The sequence below is a fragment of the Mycobacterium sp. genome (assembly GCF_044223235.1).
In the GTDB taxonomy this organism is placed as follows: Bacteria; Actinomycetota; Actinomycetes; order Mycobacteriales; family Mycobacteriaceae; genus Mycobacterium.
In genome coordinates, this window is sequence record NZ_JBGAME010000003.1 from 37,696 (window position 1) to 55,673 (window position 17,978).

The window sequence follows — 17,978 nt, forward strand, 5'->3', positions numbered from 1 at the left end:
CACCACACGGCCATATCGACGTGCCCACTCCCAAGCCTCCTCACCATCAATTTCGGATTAGTCCAACATCGTTGGGAAAGAGCGCGCCGCAGCAGATTCCAGCGCTATTGGTTGGCCGACTGGCGACCGACACGCGTGTGGCTGGACTTGGCCTGGCGACTGAGATGGTCAAACACGTCCTGGCCACCGCGGTCGAGCTGAACATCAAGGCCGTCTGCCGAGCAGGTCGGCGGCGAAACTATCGCGGTCTACCCGATCACCTACGCGGCCAGCAGCGACATCAGCGACCCCGTAGGGTTCGCCCTGGACAGTGGTCGACAGCATCAGGGACGCGGGCTCTCGTGTGCGGACACCGCGGCCAACTGTCCGCGCACCGGTATCGTGCTCGGCGGGTTCTCGTAGGGCGCTGCGGTTGCCGGTTACGTGACTGCGGCCGTCGTGGCAGCGGATATACCGGCCGAATACACAGCGTTGATCCCCAACCCGCCCGACACGGGGCGGCGCGGACGCCGGCCGGTGAGAACCAACCCGGAGGCGACGGCTGGGCTGGCGAGCCGAAGGCCTGCGGTGGTGGCTGTGGTGCCGATGGATTCGTTGGTGCGCCAGACGACCATGAATCCGCGGGATTCCGTCTGGCATCGACTCCCATCCGGTGTAGGTCGTCAAGCGCGGCGCGCAGTGCGGCGGGATCACCGGCGCGGACGGCTGCGTCGACGCCGACCAGTCGTTGCCAGACGGGCGACCACGCGTACGGAGGCAGCTTGATGCGACCGACGTTGTCGAGTGTCGACTTGGCCTCGGTCACCAAGTCGTCGGGCAAGCGACCTGCCATGGCGGCATGCTACGTGCCACCGGAGGCCTGTTACCTGGGAATTCGTAGACTGTGAGGCACGAGCCCGGGGCCGCTACACCCTCGCCGCGGGCGTCCTTTCACATCACCTCCTCACGCGCGGGAGACGGTCTCGACGGCGAGACACGCGTTTCGTCGATGCGATGGTGCCGCGCGGTGCACGTATCCTCGGTGCCGGTCGGGGGCAGGTCACCGTGGTCGGTGACCGGCGACGCGGCGAAACCGGCTCACCCGCGCGACAGCCGCCTGGCGTTGCCGCGGACCCGACGGCGCACCGGGTTCAGGGCCCGCCCGACTGCGACCGGTCCTGGCGTTGCGGTCGCGGCGGCTATCGCCGCCTGCGTGAAGGCTTCGACCTTCTCCTGCCACATGAGTGTGTACTCCCGACGGTCCCTCGCGCTGGGCGGCCATCCGCCGGTGAGCATGCGCGTGGTCCGATAGCCGATCACCAGCGGCGCCGTGCAGGCGATTTCGCACGCCTGCAGCCACGGGGCGATCCAGTCGGTTGTCGACGCACGCCGGCTGATCTTGCGCGACTGGGCCATTCCCAGAGCCTACAGATTGGCGCCGTGCTCGGCATATCATCGCCCCACGGGTTCGGCGAATTCGGCCAGCATAGCTCTGGGTTCGGGGCGGTGGCGATGCGGTGCGAGCCAGCAGGGTAGCCGGCGCTCCCGGCTCGTACGGTGACCACCACTGCTTTGAGCGGATGTGGTTTGAGGCCGTGCCGGAGGTGAACGTGAACAACGGCGGGATGCTCGATGTGGGCGATGGCAACCAGGTGTACTGGGAGACCACGGGTAACCCCGCGGGCCGACCCGTTCTGATCGTGCACGGCGGACCCGGCAGCGGCAGATCCCGCAACGCCCACACATCGTTCGACCCGGACCTGTTCCACGTCGTCCTGTTCGATCAGCGCGGGTGCGGCAACAGCGTGCCCAGCGCAGCCGATCCGACGACCAGCATGGCCTACAACACCACGGAATATCTCCTGACCGACATGGAGGCGCTGCGCCGCCACCTCGGCGTCGACCGGTGGCTACTGTACGGCGGCTCGTGGGCGTCCACCCTGATCCTGGCCTATGCTCAACGGCATCCGGAGCGGGTATCCGGCATCGTGCTGGTCGGCGTCACGATGACGCGGCCACACGAAATCGACTGGCTCTACCGCGGTCTCCGTCTGTTCCTGCCGGTGGAGTGGCAGCGTTTCCGTGCGGGGGCGCCGGCGGACAGTCGAGACGGCAACCTCGTGGAGGCCTATCGGCGGCTGATGGAGAATCCCGACTCGGCGGTGCGGGAACGGGCCGCCAACGACTGGTGTGCATGGGAAGACGCCGCAATCGCACACGAATCTCTAGGCAGCCCCGGTCAGTACAGCGCGAAACCTCATGCGGCCAAGCTGGCCTTCGTGCGGATATGCACGCACTATTTCGCGCACGCCGGATGGCTCGAGGACGGCCAACTTCTACGAAATGCGCACCAGCTCAAAGGTATTCCCGGTGTGCTCATCCACGGTCGACTCGATCTCTCCGCACCGCTGCATACCGCGTGGGAACTGGCGCAAGCATGGCCCGATGCCGAGCTCAAGGTCATCGAGGACTCCGGCCACACCGGCAGTCCCGCGATGGGAGAAGCCATCGCGGACGCGATCGCGCGGTTGAGCCCAGCCACGTCGTAGGGGCCAGGAAGCGACGTGGGCTGATGCCTGGGCCGGCCATTCGGCGTCGAACGCAGGTTCGCGGTACAAAGCCGGCAAACAGAAGCTAGGGTGCCTGATGGGGACGCGACTGCTGTCAGTGGCGGTGATTGCGGGATTGGCCTGCGCGCTGATTGCGATCGGGTCCGATACGCTTCCGTCCGCGCAGGCCCAGATGCGGATCACGGTCGGGGGCGGAGGGCCGCTGTACTACCCGAACATCGTCGCCGAGCTGCCCGTCGGTCGGCTCTACCTTGTCGGCACCCCCGAAGAAACCGGGCAGCCGCTCTCCATTCTCGAGGGGTACGACCTGCTCAACCACATGATCGGAGAAAACTGGTTTCCGGGCAGTGCCGCTCAGGTGGTGAAGTACCCCGCCAGTATGGGTCTGGTGAGCGGGAGCCTGGCCGCGCCGGGAGTCGATGATGCGGTCGCCATGGGCCGCGCTTCGCTCGATGATCAGATCAAGAACGCGGCCTCCGATGGTGAACCGGTGGTGATCGCCGGCCTGTCTGAGGGAGCCCTGGTCATCAACCGCGAGTTGGCTCATCTGGCGACCGACCGCGACGCTCCCCCACCCGAGCTGCTGTCATTCGTCCTGTTCTCGAATCCCGAACTCGGCCTGCTCGACATCTACCTACCTGCGGGCGCCACAGTGCCGTTGGTCGATTACACGAGGCAGGACCTCGCTGACAGCCAATACGACGTCAGCGTCGTCTTCCACCAGTACGACGCCTGGGCTGATCCACCTGACCGGCCATGGAACCTGCTCGCCCTCGTAAACTCGCTATTCGGCACGATCTACTTCCACGACGGCGCTGCGCTGGCCGTGCCGGCTGACACGGTTGTGCTCTCGAGTGTGACCAGCACCTCGGGTGGGACGACCACCACCTACATGATCCCGTCAACGACGGTGCCGCTAGTCAAGCCGCTCGAACAGCTCGGTGTCCCAACACAAATCGTCGACACGCTGAACTCGTCCGTCAAACCGATCGTTGACGCCGGCTACTCGAGGCTGACCCCGGACGCCGGACCGTACTTCTCACACGGACGCATTGACGGCCTGACAGCACCATCTGGGTCACACGTGCCGGCACGCGTCGAACCCACCCCGTCGGCCGCGGTCACCAGTGCCGAAGGCAGCGCCAGCGCCCACGCCACACTTGTCCGTGACGTGAATAGTGCACGTGGCGTGGCTGACTCGATCACTGCGCCAGGCACCGACACGGCCAAGCACGTGGCGAGGACGCCGACCAGAATTACTTCGAATCGCAAAGTCCGCGGCGATGGGCCCGGCGCGCCGTCATCGGCCGACAGGAGTCCGTCGTCGCGGACCCCGGGCGGCGATCCCGGCACCCGCGGCACACCCAGGCGGAATACCACAACGAAGGGGCTCACGCCGCGCCACGGCCGATGAGTTCTCCGGTCCGCCCCAGTCCACCTGTGGTGGCAGCTAATCAGGAGGTAGCGGTGCCAAGAACAAACCTGTCCATGTCGATCTCGGCCGACGGCTTCGTGGCCGGCCCGCACCAAAGCGAGGAGCACCCGCTCGGCGTCGGCGGTCTCCTGCTTCACGGATGGCATATCGGATCCGACAAGGACCACCCGGTCAACCGGCGGGTGGTCTCGGACATGATGGATGGGATGGGCGCAACCATCATGGGCCGCAACATGTTCGGACCCATCCGTGGAGACTGGGGGGACGGCGACTGGCGCGGGTGGTGGGGTGACGAGCCGCCCTACCACTGCCCCGTGTTCGTGCTGACCCACTACCCGCACGAGCCGATCGAGATGCAGGGCGGCACCACCTTCCACTTCGTCACCGACGGCATCGAGTCGGCCTACCAGCAGGCACGCGCCGCCGCGGGCGAGCTGGACATCTCCATCGCCGGCGGCGCCTCGTGCGCCCGTCAGGCGATCAAGGCGGGCGTCGTCGACGAGATCGACCTGCAGGTCAACCCGGTGCTCCTCGGCTCCGGTGAGCGGCTGTTCGACGATTTCGAATCCGGGCAACCACAACTCGAACTGGTCCGGGTGCTCGAGGCACCGGGCGTCGCTCACCTGCGCTACCGCGTCGTGACCTGAGGGGCCCGGTCGGTCCGGGCGCCGGTGTCCTCGTCGTGCGGCTGTAGCGTGACCACGTGCACTCTTCTCGTGTTTCAGCTTCGGCCGCCCTCGCGGCGTGCGTCGGATCGCTCGTCCTGACTCTCGGCGCGTGCGGCTCCAATACGGGATCGTCATCGGCAAGCCCACCTTCGCCCACCGAAACCGCAACGGCGACCAGCGGGTGCCCAACGGCAGCTCCGAGCGACGATGCTGCGCCCGAGTGGACGCTGGCCGGGACCACCGGCAGCGTCGCGGTAACCGGGTCCACGGATACGGCGGCGCCGCTGGTCGAAGTGGACGGCCCGTTCAGCGTGCCCGAGACCCAGGTACACACGCTGCAGCCCGGTGACGGACCGGTCGTCGCCGAAACCGCCACGGTTTCGGTCTGCTACATGGGTGTCAACGGGCGTGACGGCACGGTATTCGACAACAGCTACGAGCGGGGCGCCCCCGTCGAGTTCCCGCTCGACGGAGTCGTACCTGGCTTCCAGAAGGCCATCGCAGGGCAGACGGTCGGATCGACGGTTGCTGTGGCGATGACCTCTGCCGATGGCTACCCCGACGGTCAGCCCGCCGCCGGTATCCAGAAGGGCGACACGCTGATCTTCGCGATCAAGATCCTCGGCGCCTCGAGCTGAGCCGCCGTCCGAAGTAACGTGGGGGCGCCAGATCGGCCGGATGCGCGCCCTGGCGTTACGCCGGGCGAGGTCGGGCGGCTGCGATGGATGAACCGTCGTGGCAGTGCGACGATGTTGCCCGTGCGTCAACCCCCCGCGGGCTCAACCGCCGTTACCCGGGTGGTTCATGTCCTTTCGCTGTTGGGCGTGATAGCGGTGCCTGCGGCGGGATGGTTCTTCGCGGACTGGTCGGGGCCCACGACGTTGGCGGTGTACTGGTTCGAGACGTTGGCTGCGTGCCTGTTCATCATCGCGCGCATAGCCATCCATCAGCGCTGGTCGCCGCGGCGCGGGCACTTCAGGTACAACGCGCCGAGCGCCGGTGGCCGCGGCGTGCAGACCTCCAGGTTCATCACCGGGTTCGCCGTGACGAGCCTGGTGTTCTGTGCCGCGCACGGCCTGTTTCTCGGCGCCATCGTGTTCGTGCTGCATCACAACGGCGAGAGCGGCGTCATCGACGTCAATTGGCGCAGTGTCGGATTCAGCTGGCGCAGTGTCGGATTCGGCTGCCTGAGCGTTCTGTTGTTTCTGGCGCTCGACTTCGTCACGGACCTGCTCACTCTGCGCCGGTGGTCATTTCTGGACATCGAGCAGACCACTCAGCGTGCACTCAGTCGCGTCGTCGTCATACATCTCACGCTGATATTCGGGTTCTTCGGGCTGGCGCTCACCGACGCACCCGGCGCCCTGTTCGGGGTCTTCGTCGTCCTCAAGAGCATGTCGGCACTGAGCGTCGCGCTGCCGCAGTGGGAGCCGGCCGAACCGCCGAAGTGGCTCAGCCGCATCATGAATCGCGTCCCCAACGTGCACCCTGGCAAGCGATTCGAAGAGTTCTAGCCACTGACAAGCCACTGACAAGCCACTGACAAGCCACTGGACGGGCCGGCGCGACGTGCGCTACGGCGTCGGTGCGGGCGGCAGCGTCGGCGGAACCGGACCCGGGGGCACTGCAAGCGGAGCCGGCCCCTCGGGCGTCGTGAACTCATACCCGGGCGGCGGGGGCCCGTCCAACGAGTGGTAACCCTCCGGCAGCGGTGGCCCCAGTGCGGGATCCTGCGGCGCCGCGGCCGTCTCCGAGCCCGGAGCGTTCACCGACACGTATCCGGGCGGAAGGGGTGGCGGAGGGCCTGCGCCGGGCGGCGGCGCGGAGGCAGGACCGGGTTGCCCGACGGCGCCTGCGAACCCGTACGGGTCCCGGGCCTGATGCCACAGATCGCGGAGCGAGCCGAGTGCACCAGAGCCGTACTGGCCGGACCCGTAGACCGGATTCGCGACCCCGGGCACCTGCGGCGGCCCTACCGGTGGTGGCGCGGGCGGCGCAGGCGGTGCCTCGGGCGGCAGGAGCACCACGGATCCGGGAGCGGCGAGCGCGGGATCCGGCGGCAGCGGCGGGGGGCCGGGCGGGGCGGGCTGCGCGGCGGCGTGCCCGGCCGCAGCCAGCGTCCCGAGCGCGACGGCCAGCCCTGCGATCGTGCACTTCGCTGCGCGGTGCCCTTCGGCCATAAGTCCGCTGGTCCTCTCTGTCCGCCCGCATGAGCCCCCGATGGGGAGCCGAGCGTAGTGGCATCGTCGCACAGACGGCCGTCGTTTGACGAGTTACCGGAAGCTGGCTGCACAGCCAGGCAACGACCCCCCCACTACCGCGGCGTGCGGCGCTGAGCAGGCCGCGTGCTATCACTGAGAAGTCAGGGGCAATGCTCAGGTCATGCGGACGGCACTGCAGCGACTCCGCCGGCTCTGGCCCGCCACAACCCCCAGGAGCCCGAGATGGCCGCGACACTACCGGCGAATCCCGAAGCGATCTTCACCTACGCGGCACCGCAGATGAAGTTCGGTCCGGGCGCCGCCGCCGAGATCGGCTTCGATCTGAGTCAGTTCGGCGCGCGCCGTGTGCTGCTGGTGACCGATGAGGGCGTCGCTGCAACCGGGGCCCCACAGCGCATCGCCGACCAGCTGGGCCAGTTCGGCGTGGAAGCGCACGTATTCGCCGGGGTTCACATCGAGCCCACCGACGCCAGCATGGAGTCGGCCATCGCCTACGCCCGTGACGGCGGACCGTGGGATGCGTTGATCGCCGTCGGCGGCGGGTCGAGCATCGACACCAGCAAGGCGATCAACCTGATGCTGACCAATCCGGGCGAACTGATGGATTACATCAATGTGCCGGTCGGGAAAGGGGCGACACCGGTCAATCGGCTTCTGCCGCTCGTCGCGGTACCCACCACCACCGGAACGGGTGCGGAAAGCACCACCGTGTGTGTCCTCGACGTGTTGTCTCTACAGGTGAAGACCGGAATCAGTCATCCGCGGCTTCGGCCCACGCTGGCCGTCATCGATCCCACCCTGACGCTGTCGCAGCCGGCAGGGGTGACCGCCTCGTCGGGCATGGACATCCTGTGCCACGCCCTGGAGAGCTATACCGCGCGCTGGTACACGTCTTACGAGCGCAAACGCCCGGAGCAGCGGGTGCCCTACTGCGGATCCAACCCGATCGCCGACATGTGGTCGGAGAAGGCCCTGGCGTTGTTGGCGACGTCGTTTCGGGCCGCCGTGCGCGACGGTGATGACATGGCGGCACGTACCGATATGGCACTGGCCGCCACCTTCGCCGGTCTCGGATTCGGCAATGCGGGTGTGCACATCCCGCACGCCAACGGCTATCCGATCGCCGGCCGGGTCAAGACTTATCACCCGAAGGACTACCGGTCCGATGAACCGATGGTGCCGCACGGCATGTCGGTGGCATTGACGGCTCCGGAGGCATTCCGCTTCACGTTCGACGCGGCGCCCGAGCGGCACCTGCGCGCGGCGCAGTTGCTGGCACCCGACGCCGAAACCTCCGCGGACCCCGCCGAACAGCTTCCCGCGGCGCTCATCGACCTGATGCGCGATATCGACATGCCCAACGGTGTGGGCGCCGTCGGCTACGGCGACGGCGACGTTCCGGATCTCGTCGGCGGCGCGATGAAACAGCAGCGGCTCCTCGCCACCTGTCCCAAACCGGTGACCGAGGATGACCTCGCCGAGGTGTTCACCCGCTCGATGGAGTTGTGGTAGCGCAGTCAGTGCCCGGAACGGCAGCTTCCTTAAGTATTCATTGAGGCTTCGGTGAAAGCATTCTGGCTGCACGGCTCTTCCGGCACGGCGATGTGCCAGCATGACGTCGTGAGTTCCTGGCGAGTTGTTGCCGCGATCGGCACAGCGGCCGCGGCAACCGCGGTCCTGCCTACCGTGGCAGCCTCCACGGCGCAGGCCGTCGGCTGCCCTGACGCGGAGGTGATCTTCGCCCGCGGGACCACTGAGCAGCCCGGGCCTGGCCCCACCGGCACCGCGTTCATCGATGCACTGCGCACAAAGGTCGACGCGAAGTCGGTCGGGGTATACGCCGTCGATTACCCTGCGACCCTCGATTTTGCTACCGCGGTGGACGGGATCGCTGACGCGCGGGCACACATTCTGGCCACCGCGGCGACCTGCCCCGACACGAAGATGGTCCTCGGGGGATTCTCGCAGGGCGCGGCGGTGATGGGATTCGTCACCACCAACGCGGTTCCCGACGGACTGGACCCTGCCACCGTCCCGACGCCGCTCCCCCCGGATATCGCCGACCATGTCGCCGCCGTCGCCCTCTTCGGTAAGCCGTCGGCACGGTTCATGCGCGCCATCAACGACCCCACCGTCACCATCGGGCCGCAGTACGTCGCGAAAACCGTGGATCTGTGCATCACCGACGACCTCGTGTGCGACCCGAAAGGCCGGAGTTTCGGGGCGCACAACCAGTACTTCGACGCCGGCCTGGTCGACGAGGGAGCGACGTTCGCGGCAGTCGCGCTCGAGACGAGCTGGGCCGCGGATGGCCCGACGCCGCCGCCCACCGCGGTTCACCTGCCCGCGCCCCCGCCGCCGACCGCCGTACATCTGACCGAGTGGCCGAATCCCGGAGCGCAGCTGGGACCACCGCCGGGTCCTGTGATTGCGGCGCCCGGCCCCGCCAGTGCCCCCCCGGCGCCCGCCGCCCCTGTCGTCTGAGCTCCGGTCAGCGGGAGCGTGCCGGCGAACGGTATAGCTCGGCGAGCAGGCCGATCACGTGCGATGCCGCCGGGTGAATGTCGTCGCGCCACCAGAACAAGTGGACCGGCACCGGCGGCGCGTCACGCAGGGGACGGAAGATGACACCCTGTCTGCGGTATTGCGTCGTAGTGCTCTCGGCCGTCACGCCGACGCACCGGCCGGCGGCAATCAGGTCGAGCCAGTCGTCGAGTTCGTGGATCTCCTCGAAGTCGGGCCGGTTGCCTGGCGGCCACAGATCCGGTGTGGTGGTACCGGTGCGCGGATCCACCGCCAGCACACGGTCGGCGAGGTCGGCCAGACGCAGCTGACGGCGCCTCGCCAACGGATCATCGATGGCGACCGCGCAGTAGCGGGATTCCAGTCCGACGACCACGCTCTCGAACCGTCGGTCGAGCAACGTCGGGCTGTCACCGGAGGTGCGGACGACGGCGACGTCGCAGGCCCGTTCGGCCAGTCCCCCGGTGGGTGAGTTCGTCCGCACCAGGTGCAGCTCGATATCGGGATGCCGCGTCGCCCACTCGCGCTGAAACTCCACCGTGTAGGCGCCGATGGCGCCCCAGGCGTGACCGACTCGCAGCGTCGCTGATCCCACCCGCGCGTCACGGACCAGATCGTCTACGTCGGTGATCACGCGGCGCGCCCGCGCCAGCACCCGCTCCCCTGCTGCTGTGAGCCCGACCTCCCGGCTGGTCCGCCGCAGCAGGCGCACCCCGAGCGCCCGTTCGAGCGCCGCGATTCCGCGAGACACGGCCGGCTGGGACACCCCCAGTTCGGCCGCCGCCCCGGTGAACCCGCCGTGGTCGACCACGGCGGCCAGACAGCGTAGATGCCGCAGCTCCACGTCCATGCGCTGATCGTATCAATGGTCTCTAATATGCATTTTACGAATTGGTGAGCGACTGTCATTCTGGCCGCATGAACACACACCGTGGCCGCGTTGCAGGCGTCGCGCTCATGCTGGGCAGCGCCCTGTCGAGCCAGACGGGTGCCGCCGTCGGCACGATGGCCTTCCCCGTCCTCGGACCGGTCGGCGTGGTGGCTATCCGGCAGTGGGTGGCGGGGATCATCCTGCTGGTGGTCGGCCGTCCCCGGCTGTGGGCATTCAGTCGAGCGCAGTGGACGCCGGTGATCGCGCTCGCCGCGGTGTTCGGCGCCATGAATCTCGCGGTCTACGTGGCGATCGATCGAATCGGACTTGGCCTTGCGATCACACTGGAATTCCTGGGACCGCTGACCGTCGCGCTTGCGGGCGCCATGGCGGCCACGCCGGCCGGTGCGCAGCGCCGCGCCACCATCGCCTGCATGGTCTTCGCCGCCGCGGGCGTACTGATCCTCACCCGCCCGCAGCCCACTTCGGATTACGTCGGCATCGGCATCGCGTTGGTGGCCGCCACGTGCTGGGCGGGCTACATCCTGCTCAACCGGATTGTCGGGGAACGTTTCACCGGTGTCGAGGGCTCGGCGGCGGCCGGATTGCTGTCGGCGCTGGTATACGTCCCGATTGGGATCGTCACCCTGATCGCACACCCGGTGACGCCCGCCGCCCTGGCGCTGGGAGCCGTCGCGGGTGTGCTCGCCTCGGTCGTGCCGTTCATCGCCGATCTCGGTGCGCTACGCCGGGTGCCCACCTACTTCTTCGGGATTGTCATGAGCCTCAACCCGGTGTTCGCCGCGGCCATCGGCGCCGCGGTGCTTTCGGAAGTGCTCGGGCTGGCCGATTGGATCGCGATCGGCGTGATCGTGATGGCCAATGTCGGTGCGGTGCTGACTACCCGGCCGCGTGCAACCCGATCACCGCTGGCCCAGAACACGGGGTCGCGGGTGATCCCTGCGCGTCGCGGTCAGCGGGTGCCGCGCCGCACGACGCCAGACAACGTCGACCGCCCGGCGGCGTGAAGGCCTGGAGCGACTGGACCCGAAGGTGCCGTCGTAGCCGAAATGAGCAGGGTCGTCGCCCGTCGCCGTCCGAGGGGCCTTGGCCAACCGCATCTCGTTGCCTACGAGCAACTTTCGTCGACTCAGTCGGATTGGTGTCGCGGGTCGATGAGGTTGCGGAAGGTCGTAGCGGGATAAGCGTCGGCCCCCGCAGTTCGGGTGCGATCGGCCAATGCGGTGTCCGATGTCACGACGATGATGTCCTGGGGTCGATCGGCGGCACGGACCAGCCGGACGATCTCATCGTCGGCGGAGTTGGCCGCCGCCCTGGGCGCATATCCGATCTCGACCACGGTCGAGCGAATCGGCGGCGATGGCGGCTGCTCGAACACCACTGCCACATCCTGGTCCTCTGCCGACGCCCAGCGCTCAAGCTGGTCCACCAGCCTGGCCATCGCCCGGCGGCGGTCCTTCCACCAGCCATCGGGGCGCGTACCGATCACGTTCATGCCGTCGACGATCCAGCGCATCGGCCAACGCTACGTGCTCGCGGTCGCTATTCGGTGCCGCCGTGGGCGGCCGTTGCCAGGTCGGCGTCGATGTAGCGCTGAATGGTCGGGCCGATCGCCGACACCGCCTCGTCCTCGGTCATGGATGCGACGGGTTCGATCCTCCAGACGTACCTAAGCATGGCGAAGCCGATCAGTTGGCTGGCGATCAAGCCGCTGCGCCGTAGCCTGTCGGTTTCGTCGGTGCCCAGCGTGGATTCCCCGATGAGGCTGCGCTCGACGACCAGCCGCACTTTCTCCCGCACTCGCTCGTCGTGCGCCGCGGTCAGCAAGGTGGCCCGCAGGACCGGTCCGATCTCGTCATCGGTCCACGCGGCGAGCACGTTTCGCACCAGCTGCTCGCCCAGTTCGGGGCGTGGGGTCGCCCAGGCCGCGACCACGGAATCCAGCCATTTCTGTGGTGGATTGGTTGCCGCGTCCAGCAATGCGTCCTTGGAGCCGAAGTAGTGATACACCAGCGCGGGGTCGACGTCGGCGGCGCGGGCGATGGCGCGGATCGTGGTGCCGGCCCACCCGTTGGCTGCGAACTGTTGCCGTGCCTGCTGCAGTATCTGGGCCTGCAGCACGCCTCGTTCATCGCGCGGCCCCGGCGTCAGGGGCTTCCTTGCCATGTGTTTCATCATAGCGTGAATTTCTCTGGTCAAGGTCACGTAACAGGTCCTTACCCGACGGATAGGAAACCCTTCCGGTTCCGGCGTGAAACCTGGCCTCGGCGACGATTACCGAAGCGCTTGTAGCGCACCACAATTCTTCTTCAGCGACTCCACCCCAACCACGACAGGACATGACATGACACGTAACACCACCCCCGCGATTCGCTGGCACCGGCTGCTGCCCGCCACCGTCATCTCGGCGACCGCCCTCATCGGCGTGAGCGTCTTCGGCAGCATCGCCGTCGCGAGCGCCGACTACAAGGACAGCGACTTCGAATCGTGCATGAACCGCAACATGCCGACCGACTACTGCTGCGAACACGCCGGAGGCGTCATCCGAAACGGCGCGTGCATCGACCCGGAGACCCTCAAGGTCCCGTCGTCGGGTGTGCTGCAGCAGGTCCCCGACACACCGCCGACGAACGTCGGGCCGCGCGGGGTGTTCCAACTGCCGACGTTCAAGCTCGCCTCCTGAGCGGCGGGCCGGTGCCTTCTACCCGGTCAGTGGCCGTAGTTGCGCGACGTCGTACTCGGCGACCGATGCCGAGAGGATCGCGGAGCTCTGGTCGTCCGGGCCGCTGCCGCGGAAGGCGTCAACGGCTGCCTGTGATTCCCACCGTTCGAAGATATTGATGCGGCCTGGATCGAGTAGATCGGCCGCGACGGAGAAGTCGAGACAGCCCGCCGCGCGGCGGGCCTGAGCGACCGGGCTTATGCAGCCCGCGAGGTAGGAATCGCGCTGCTGGGGATCGACGGTGATGTGTCCGGCGACGATGACCATGGGCATTCTCCTTTCGGGGGCGCCCCCTTCCGGGGAGGGCTCGCTGCAACGGTGCAGACCCGGTCAGCGCGCACGACTCATCGGGTTCCCGAACCAGGTGGCGAGGGCGTCGGTCAGCCCGGCGTCGCGCATATCTCCCACCCAGGCGACATACCCGTCGGGCCGAACCAACACCGCCCGCGGGGCGGAAACCGCTCCGATTGCAGGAAGTTCCCATGCGCCAACATATTCGGCATCCACCACATGAATGCGATCGCTCCAGGGCGCGATGTCGATTCGGCCCGGCTCGCCGAAGTTGAGCAGTAGTGGCCGGGCAGCGTGTAGCAGCATGAACAGCCGCAGCGGCCCGTTGACGGTGAGCAGGTCGAGGTCGGGTATGCGGCGGCCGAGCAACGGGTGCCCCTGCCCGAGGTCGTAGTGGATGCCGAGGCCGGACATCATCGCGGCAAACCGCTCACGCGGTTCGTCCATGCACAGCAGTTCGGAGACCGTGTCGAGCGCCGCCCTGGAGCGGGCATCCGGGCGCAGGAGCGCCATCTGTGCCATGGCATTGCGCAGCACGCGCGCACCGACCGGATGCCGCTCGGCGTGGTAGGTGTCCAGGAGATCGGCCGATGAGGTCTGCTTGACCACCTGAGCCAGCTTCCATCCCAGGTTCACCGCATCCTGCACTCCGGTGTTGAGGCCCTGCCCGCCCACCGGGTGGTGCACATGCGCGGCGTCGCCGGCCAGCAGAATCCGTCCGTCGCGGTAGGCGACGGCCTGCCGTGCCGCGTCGGTGAACCTGGAAATCCAAGTGGGACTGTGGATTCCGTAGTCCGTGCCGTACACGGCGACGAGGCCCTCGGCCAGGTCGCGCAGGGTGGGTTGGGTCGCCGGACCGATGTGCCGTTCGGTGACCATGATGCGGACCGCTCCCCCGGTCTCCGTTGGACTCAGCGCGTGGACGCCGAGCGCGTCGTGGCGGATGCCGTACTCCGGTGCCCGGCCGGTACCCGAACCATCGTCGGTTGACCGGGGGTCCAGTCGGGCTTCGGCGAGCAGGTAGCTTGTCGTCGGATCCCAACCCGCGAACTCGATACCGGCCGCCTTGCGGATCACGCTGCGTCCACCGTCGCACCCGACGAGATACTCGGCCCGCAGGACGTGCCCGTCGGAGACCTCGACGTCGACGCCGGTGTCGTCTTGGGCGGTACTTATCACCTCATGCCCGCGATAGATCGGGACTCCCAACTCCTCGACCCAGTCGGCGAGGATGCGTTCGATCCCTTCCTGCCACAGCGCCAGCCCGTACGGGTGCCTGGTGGGAAAACCACTGATGTCCAGCCGGATCTGGGCGAATCCGGTTACCTGGGCGACCTGTCCTCGCGACAGGAATCGATCGGCGATTCCGCGCTGATCGAACACTTCGATCGTGCGGGAGTGCAGACCGCCCGCACGTGCACCGATCAAGGCTCGGTCCGCGCGTCGCTCGAGGACGGCGACGTCGACCCCCGCCAGCGCCAGTTCGCCCGCCAACATCAGCCCGGTAGGGCCTCCGCCGGCCACCGCCACCGCGTGGCGGGATCGCGGGCCCACTCCTCGACTCGTCCTGTCCGCCGCCGACGACAACTGCACTTCACACCCCCGGGTCTCGTGAGTCATGGCTTCGGCCAGCGATTTTGCGGCATGGCCCGGGTCTTGCCGCAAGCCCCCCGGTGCGCTATATGTTGAAAGTGAGGAGCCGCATCAGCGGACCGGCATCGAATCGTCGCGCCGCAGGACGAAGAAATATGGGCGAATCCATCCCCGCATGTCCATCGCCCCGATGACCGCGTCGTCGGAGAGCCGCCGGAACACGTCGTTGATGGGCAACTGGTCGTAGATCATTGTCGCGGAATCGATTCCGCGATAGCGCATGGTGCGCAGCCGGGCCTTCGGCGCCTTCGTCCGCAGCACCGGCTGCAGAGCGGCGATCGGGCGCCGGTATGAGCTCGTGCGCCCGAGTATCGGCAGCCCCGTCACCGCTTTCAGGCCGCCGAACGCGAGCGCAGGATTCATCGCCCACAGTGCGGCGCCGTCCCCGGCGGGGAACAGCAGCGGGTGTACGTTCTCGGCATCGATGAACTGTTTGCCCCACCAACCTGAGGCCGCGAGCATTCCGTCCAATGGATGCGAGGTGGGCAATTCGGCGCCGTTCCAAGTTCCCATCATGAAGTCCGGATCGACCTGGGGAGCGTCGTCGAAGGCGGCCAGGGCCTCGGCGGTTGTCGTCGGCACCGGATCCAGCACGTCGTGCACACGCATGACCCCGATGTTACTTGACAGGTGTCAACCCGTAGCCGTCCGCCGATTTCTGCGATGTGGTCGGTGGACCGCGATGGGCACACCCGCCACGCAGATTTCGGCGTGGGAAGGGGTGGGGTCGCGCGGGCGGCGTGGGTGATGTGGTGGGTGGGTGGCGCGGGCGTGGGTGGGTCATGATGGGTGGCGTGGACTCGACCCGGGTGGATCAGTGGCTGTGGGCCGTCCGGCTGACGAAGACCCGGCCGGACGCTGCGGCGGCGTGTAGGGGCGGGCATGTGCGGGTCAACGACCGGCCCGCGAAGCCGGCGACCATGGTCTCCCCCGGCGATGAGGTGCGCGCCCGCGTCGGTGAGCGGGATCGGATCGTCGAGGTGGTGCGCGTGATCCAGAAGCGCGTCGGGGCGGCCGATGCCGTGACCTGCTATCTCGATCGAACGCCGGCGCCGCCGGAAACCCCCTTCGTTGCGATCGCCGTCCGCGATCGCGGCGCTGGCCGTCCGACCAAGCGGGACCGCCGGATGCTGGACAGATGGCGAGCGAGTCAACGGTGACCCTTAGACGTTGTCGCGCAAGGGATTAACCGGCAGAGGCGGTCAATCGTGCGGCGCCCGGACCGTCGAGGGAACCGTCGGTCAACGGTCGGCCCGAGGCGGCCAGCAACAGATCGATCACGCGACCCGTGACCGCGATGCCGTCGCCGAGTTCGAACCCGGAATCCGTCGCGACAAGACGCAGACCCGCGACCCGTTGGCGTCCGCCACCCATCGCAACGGATGTCTTGGCCTGGTGCATCAGAGCCGCTGCGACCGCGTCGAGCGGGTAGTCGGCCGCGATCGCCAGAGGACGGCGGATGTCCTCGCCATGGACGAATGCCTCCACCAGACGCGTCGCCCTGGGTGCGGGTGGTGTCTTGGTCAGGGGAACCGCATCCTGCATCGCTGTGAGGGTGGCAGCGGGGTCATCCCGCTTCTCCCGGGCGATCCCGATGTCGTTGTCGCCGTCGAAGTCGAAGCGCGCGAGGATCATCCGTCGGATGAAGTCGATTCGGGAGGTCTTCGCGGTGTCCAGCAGGTGAGCGAGGACATCATGGACGGTCCACCCCGGACACAGCGACGGCGTCGACCAGGCGTCCTGCGGCACCCCCCGCAGGTCGTCGACGAGCCTGCTGCGTTCCGCGTGCACCACCGGCCACACCTGTTGCGAATCGACATCCACGGGGACTACTCCTGTTCTTCTGAGCGGCGTCGATATGCAGACCTGTGTTGACGTGATGACTCATCGTCGCGAACTCCTCACGCCCGGGATCGGGGTCGCACCCGCCCGTCAGAGCGGCAAGCGGTAGGTGACCGATTTGCTGTGCACCGAGAAACCAAGGCTTTCATAGAGCGCGAGCGCGCCGGTCGGGCTGGCGGCGTCCACGCCGAGCCCGGCGCGCTGATACCCGTCGTGAGCTCCGCGTCGCATCACCGTCGCCAGCGCCGCCCTGGCCAGCCCGCGACCACGATAGGCGCGCAGGGTGCCCACATAGCCGACGTAGAGCTCGCGGATTCCGGTGGCCTCGGTGTCGGCCTCCCACTCGAACCCGAGCACGTAGGCGGCGATCGTGTCCCCGTCCAGCACCAGGCGGGACAGGTCATTGCGGAACGCGCGATTACCGGTGCACCAGGCTTTCCAGCTGGCCGCATCCTGGGGCGTGAAGGCCCAATGATCGAGAAACGCCTCGTTGTGGGCTGCCCGCAGTGCCTCGTCCATCGACGTGTCGAACGGCACCATGAGCATCCCATCGGCGAGGGGCATCTGGGGCACGTCGTCGGTCAGCCAACGCTTCATGTCGAAGAAGTACCGGCATTCTTCGAAGCCGAACTTCCGCAGCAGCCGGTCCGCGCCGATGTTCGTGCTGATCGCGCTGTCGTGGATCTCACCCGGGGTATCCGGGTGATTCTGGGCGTGCAGATCGGTGGCGCGCTGGATCAGCCAGGGCATCAACGCGCTGCCCAGACCGCGCCGCCGCCACTCCGGATGAACCCCACCCGCGGCCTCGATCCGGTCCACATCGAGTACGTCTTTGCCGGTGAGGAGCATGGCATATCCGACCATCCGGTCGTCGGCCCACAGCCCGAGCGTATCGGCCGCCCGGTCCAGATTCGGGCCGTTCAACTCATCGATCAGGTCCTGCTGGCTGTAGCTCATTCCCACCTGATCGGTCTTCTCGTTTGCGGCCAGCATTTCCGCCCAGGCCTCGACGTCGGCGATGTCGATTGCTCGCGCTTCGCACCCCGCTGGCCACGTCGTTTCCCCCACAGCTAGAAGATACGTCTCGGCCGTCATCGAGTCATCTGAATTATCCGCGCCGATCGCTGCCCACCATCCCCTGTCGCACAACATCATTCGGATCATTCGGGAGGTCGCGATCA

20 protein-coding genes are annotated in these 17,978 nt (G+C 67.5%); 10 read left to right on the top strand and 10 right to left on the bottom strand.

Going from position 1 to position 17,978, the window contains the following annotated elements; genetic code table 11:
- Positions 1–1,077: 1,077 nt before the first annotated feature.
- The gene (locus ADBZ6K_RS05940) at positions 1,078–1,395 is read right to left on the bottom strand and encodes a hypothetical protein (RefSeq protein ID WP_526344955.1); all 318 of its coding nucleotides are present in this window, start codon (positions 1,393–1,395) and stop codon (positions 1,078–1,080) included.
- Positions 1,396–1,574: 179 nt separating this feature from the next.
- Here ADBZ6K_RS05940 and pip point away from each other — a divergent pair, with 179 nt between their 5' ends.
- From pip to ADBZ6K_RS05965, 5 genes are all read left to right on the top strand, one after another.
- Complete coding sequence (gene pip / locus ADBZ6K_RS05945; RefSeq protein ID WP_526344956.1) at positions 1,575–2,528, top strand: prolyl aminopeptidase; 954 nt, start codon at positions 1,575–1,577, stop codon at positions 2,526–2,528.
- A gap of 97 nt (positions 2,529–2,625) precedes the next feature.
- Positions 2,626–3,963, top strand: a complete 1,338-nt coding sequence (locus tag ADBZ6K_RS05950) for a PE-PPE domain-containing protein (protein WP_526344957.1) — start codon at positions 2,626–2,628, stop codon at positions 3,961–3,963.
- 53 nt (positions 3,964–4,016) lie between these two features.
- A complete protein-coding gene (locus ADBZ6K_RS05955) occupies positions 4,017–4,631 on the top strand; it encodes a dihydrofolate reductase family protein (protein ID WP_526344958.1) in 615 nt (204 codons plus the stop codon).
- Positions 4,632–4,687: 56 nt separating this feature from the next.
- On the top strand, positions 4,688–5,290 hold the full coding sequence (locus ADBZ6K_RS05960; protein WP_526344959.1) for an FKBP-type peptidyl-prolyl cis-trans isomerase: 603 nt from the start codon (positions 4,688–4,690) through the stop codon (positions 5,288–5,290).
- A gap of 120 nt (positions 5,291–5,410) precedes the next feature.
- Complete coding sequence (locus ADBZ6K_RS05965; protein ID WP_526344960.1) at positions 5,411–6,166, top strand: DUF6498-containing protein; 756 nt, start codon at positions 5,411–5,413, stop codon at positions 6,164–6,166.
- Positions 6,167–6,226: 60 nt separating this feature from the next.
- On the opposite strand, the gene ADBZ6K_RS05970 is transcribed toward ADBZ6K_RS05965, so the two are convergent.
- The gene (locus tag ADBZ6K_RS05970) at positions 6,227–6,832 is read right to left on the bottom strand and encodes a hypothetical protein (RefSeq protein ID WP_526344961.1); all 606 of its coding nucleotides are present in this window, start codon (positions 6,830–6,832) and stop codon (positions 6,227–6,229) included.
- Positions 6,833–7,096: 264 nt separating this feature from the next.
- On the opposite strand from ADBZ6K_RS05970, the gene ADBZ6K_RS05975 reads away from it, so the two are divergent.
- Both ADBZ6K_RS05975 and ADBZ6K_RS05980 read left to right on the top strand, forming a co-directional pair.
- Complete coding sequence (locus tag ADBZ6K_RS05975; RefSeq protein ID WP_526344962.1) at positions 7,097–8,386, top strand: hydroxyacid-oxoacid transhydrogenase; 1,290 nt, start codon at positions 7,097–7,099, stop codon at positions 8,384–8,386.
- Between the two features lie 108 nt (positions 8,387–8,494).
- On the top strand, positions 8,495–9,358 hold the full coding sequence (locus ADBZ6K_RS05980; RefSeq protein ID WP_526344963.1) for a cutinase family protein: 864 nt from the start codon (positions 8,495–8,497) through the stop codon (positions 9,356–9,358).
- Between the two features lie 7 nt (positions 9,359–9,365).
- Here the strand turns inward: ADBZ6K_RS05980 and ADBZ6K_RS05985 are convergent, their stop codons facing one another.
- Positions 9,366–10,247, bottom strand: a complete 882-nt coding sequence (locus ADBZ6K_RS05985; RefSeq protein ID WP_526344964.1) for a LysR family transcriptional regulator — start codon at positions 10,245–10,247, stop codon at positions 9,366–9,368.
- A 68-nt stretch (positions 10,248–10,315) separates the two neighbouring features.
- Between ADBZ6K_RS05985 and ADBZ6K_RS05990 the strand changes: the two genes are divergently transcribed.
- Positions 10,316–11,296: an EamA family transporter gene (locus ADBZ6K_RS05990; protein ID WP_526344965.1), complete on the top strand. Its 981-nt coding sequence runs from the start codon at positions 10,316–10,318 to the stop codon at positions 11,294–11,296.
- 122 nt (positions 11,297–11,418) lie between these two features.
- On the opposite strand, the gene ADBZ6K_RS05995 is transcribed toward ADBZ6K_RS05990, so the two are convergent.
- Positions 11,419–11,805 carry an NYN domain-containing protein gene (locus ADBZ6K_RS05995; RefSeq protein WP_526344966.1) on the bottom strand — a complete coding sequence of 129 codons (387 nt, stop codon included), beginning with the start codon at positions 11,803–11,805 and terminating at the stop codon, positions 11,419–11,421.
- Positions 11,806–11,831: 26 nt separating this feature from the next.
- Positions 11,832–12,455: a TetR/AcrR family transcriptional regulator gene (locus ADBZ6K_RS06000; RefSeq protein ID WP_526344967.1), complete on the bottom strand. Its 624-nt coding sequence runs from the start codon at positions 12,453–12,455 to the stop codon at positions 11,832–11,834.
- Between the two features lie 178 nt (positions 12,456–12,633).
- On the opposite strand from ADBZ6K_RS06000, the gene ADBZ6K_RS06005 reads away from it, so the two are divergent.
- On the top strand, positions 12,634–12,972 hold the full coding sequence (locus ADBZ6K_RS06005; protein WP_526344968.1) for a hypothetical protein: 339 nt from the start codon (positions 12,634–12,636) through the stop codon (positions 12,970–12,972).
- Between the two features lie 18 nt (positions 12,973–12,990).
- Here ADBZ6K_RS06005 and ADBZ6K_RS06010 read toward each other — a convergent pair whose 3' ends face one another.
- The 3 genes from ADBZ6K_RS06010 to ADBZ6K_RS06020 form a co-directional block, all read right to left on the bottom strand.
- A complete protein-coding gene (locus ADBZ6K_RS06010; RefSeq protein ID WP_526344969.1) occupies positions 12,991–13,278 on the bottom strand; it encodes a putative quinol monooxygenase in 288 nt (95 codons plus the stop codon).
- A gap of 63 nt (positions 13,279–13,341) precedes the next feature.
- Positions 13,342–14,922: an FAD-dependent monooxygenase gene (locus ADBZ6K_RS06015; RefSeq protein WP_526344970.1), complete on the bottom strand. Its 1,581-nt coding sequence runs from the start codon at positions 14,920–14,922 to the stop codon at positions 13,342–13,344.
- Between the two features lie 84 nt (positions 14,923–15,006).
- The gene (locus ADBZ6K_RS06020) at positions 15,007–15,564 is read right to left on the bottom strand and encodes a DUF4334 domain-containing protein (protein ID WP_526344971.1); all 558 of its coding nucleotides are present in this window, start codon (positions 15,562–15,564) and stop codon (positions 15,007–15,009) included.
- 173 nt (positions 15,565–15,737) lie between these two features.
- Between ADBZ6K_RS06020 and hslR the strand changes: the two genes are divergently transcribed.
- On the top strand, positions 15,738–16,115 hold the full coding sequence (gene hslR / locus ADBZ6K_RS06025) for an Hsp15 family ribosome-associated heat shock protein (protein WP_526344972.1): 378 nt from the start codon (positions 15,738–15,740) through the stop codon (positions 16,113–16,115).
- 25 nt (positions 16,116–16,140) lie between these two features.
- On the opposite strand, the gene ADBZ6K_RS06030 is transcribed toward hslR, so the two are convergent.
- Together ADBZ6K_RS06030 and ADBZ6K_RS06035 are read right to left on the bottom strand one after the other, a co-directional pair.
- Complete coding sequence (locus ADBZ6K_RS06030) at positions 16,141–16,779, bottom strand: maleylpyruvate isomerase family mycothiol-dependent enzyme (RefSeq protein ID WP_526344973.1); 639 nt, start codon at positions 16,777–16,779, stop codon at positions 16,141–16,143.
- A 108-nt stretch (positions 16,780–16,887) separates the two neighbouring features.
- Complete coding sequence (locus ADBZ6K_RS06035; RefSeq protein ID WP_526344974.1) at positions 16,888–17,865, bottom strand: GNAT family N-acetyltransferase; 978 nt, start codon at positions 17,863–17,865, stop codon at positions 16,888–16,890.
- Between the last annotated feature and the right edge of the window lie 113 nt (positions 17,866–17,978).

Coding starts and splice junctions, on each gene's coding strand:
- ADBZ6K_RS05940 (WP_526344955.1), bottom strand. CDS start 1,395: ATGGCCCAGTCGCGCAAGATCAGCCGGCGTGCGTCGACAACCGACTGG.
- ADBZ6K_RS05950 (WP_526344957.1), top strand. CDS start 2,626: ATGGGGACGCGACTGCTGTCAGTGGCGGTGATTGCGGGATTGGCCTGC.
- ADBZ6K_RS05970 (WP_526344961.1), bottom strand. CDS start 6,832: ATGGCCGAAGGGCACCGCGCAGCGAAGTGCACGATCGCAGGGCTGGCC.
- ADBZ6K_RS05975 (WP_526344962.1), top strand. CDS start 7,097: ATGGCCGCGACACTACCGGCGAATCCCGAAGCGATCTTCACCTACGCG.
- ADBZ6K_RS05985 (WP_526344964.1), bottom strand. CDS start 10,247: ATGGACGTGGAGCTGCGGCATCTACGCTGTCTGGCCGCCGTGGTCGAC.
- ADBZ6K_RS05990 (WP_526344965.1), top strand. CDS start 10,316: ATGAACACACACCGTGGCCGCGTTGCAGGCGTCGCGCTCATGCTGGGC.
- ADBZ6K_RS05995 (WP_526344966.1), bottom strand. CDS start 11,805: ATGCGCTGGATCGTCGACGGCATGAACGTGATCGGTACGCGCCCCGAT.
- ADBZ6K_RS06000 (WP_526344967.1), bottom strand. CDS start 12,455: ATGGCAAGGAAGCCCCTGACGCCGGGGCCGCGCGATGAACGAGGCGTG.
- ADBZ6K_RS06005 (WP_526344968.1), top strand. CDS start 12,634: ATGACACGTAACACCACCCCCGCGATTCGCTGGCACCGGCTGCTGCCC.
- ADBZ6K_RS06010 (WP_526344969.1), bottom strand. CDS start 13,278: ATGGTCATCGTCGCCGGACACATCACCGTCGATCCCCAGCAGCGCGAT.
- ADBZ6K_RS06015 (WP_526344970.1), bottom strand. CDS start 14,922: ATGACTCACGAGACCCGGGGGTGTGAAGTGCAGTTGTCGTCGGCGGCG.
- ADBZ6K_RS06020 (WP_526344971.1), bottom strand. CDS start 15,564: ATGCGTGTGCACGACGTGCTGGATCCGGTGCCGACGACAACCGCCGAG.
- hslR (WP_526344972.1), top strand. CDS start 15,738: ATGATGGGTGGCGTGGACTCGACCCGGGTGGATCAGTGGCTGTGGGCC.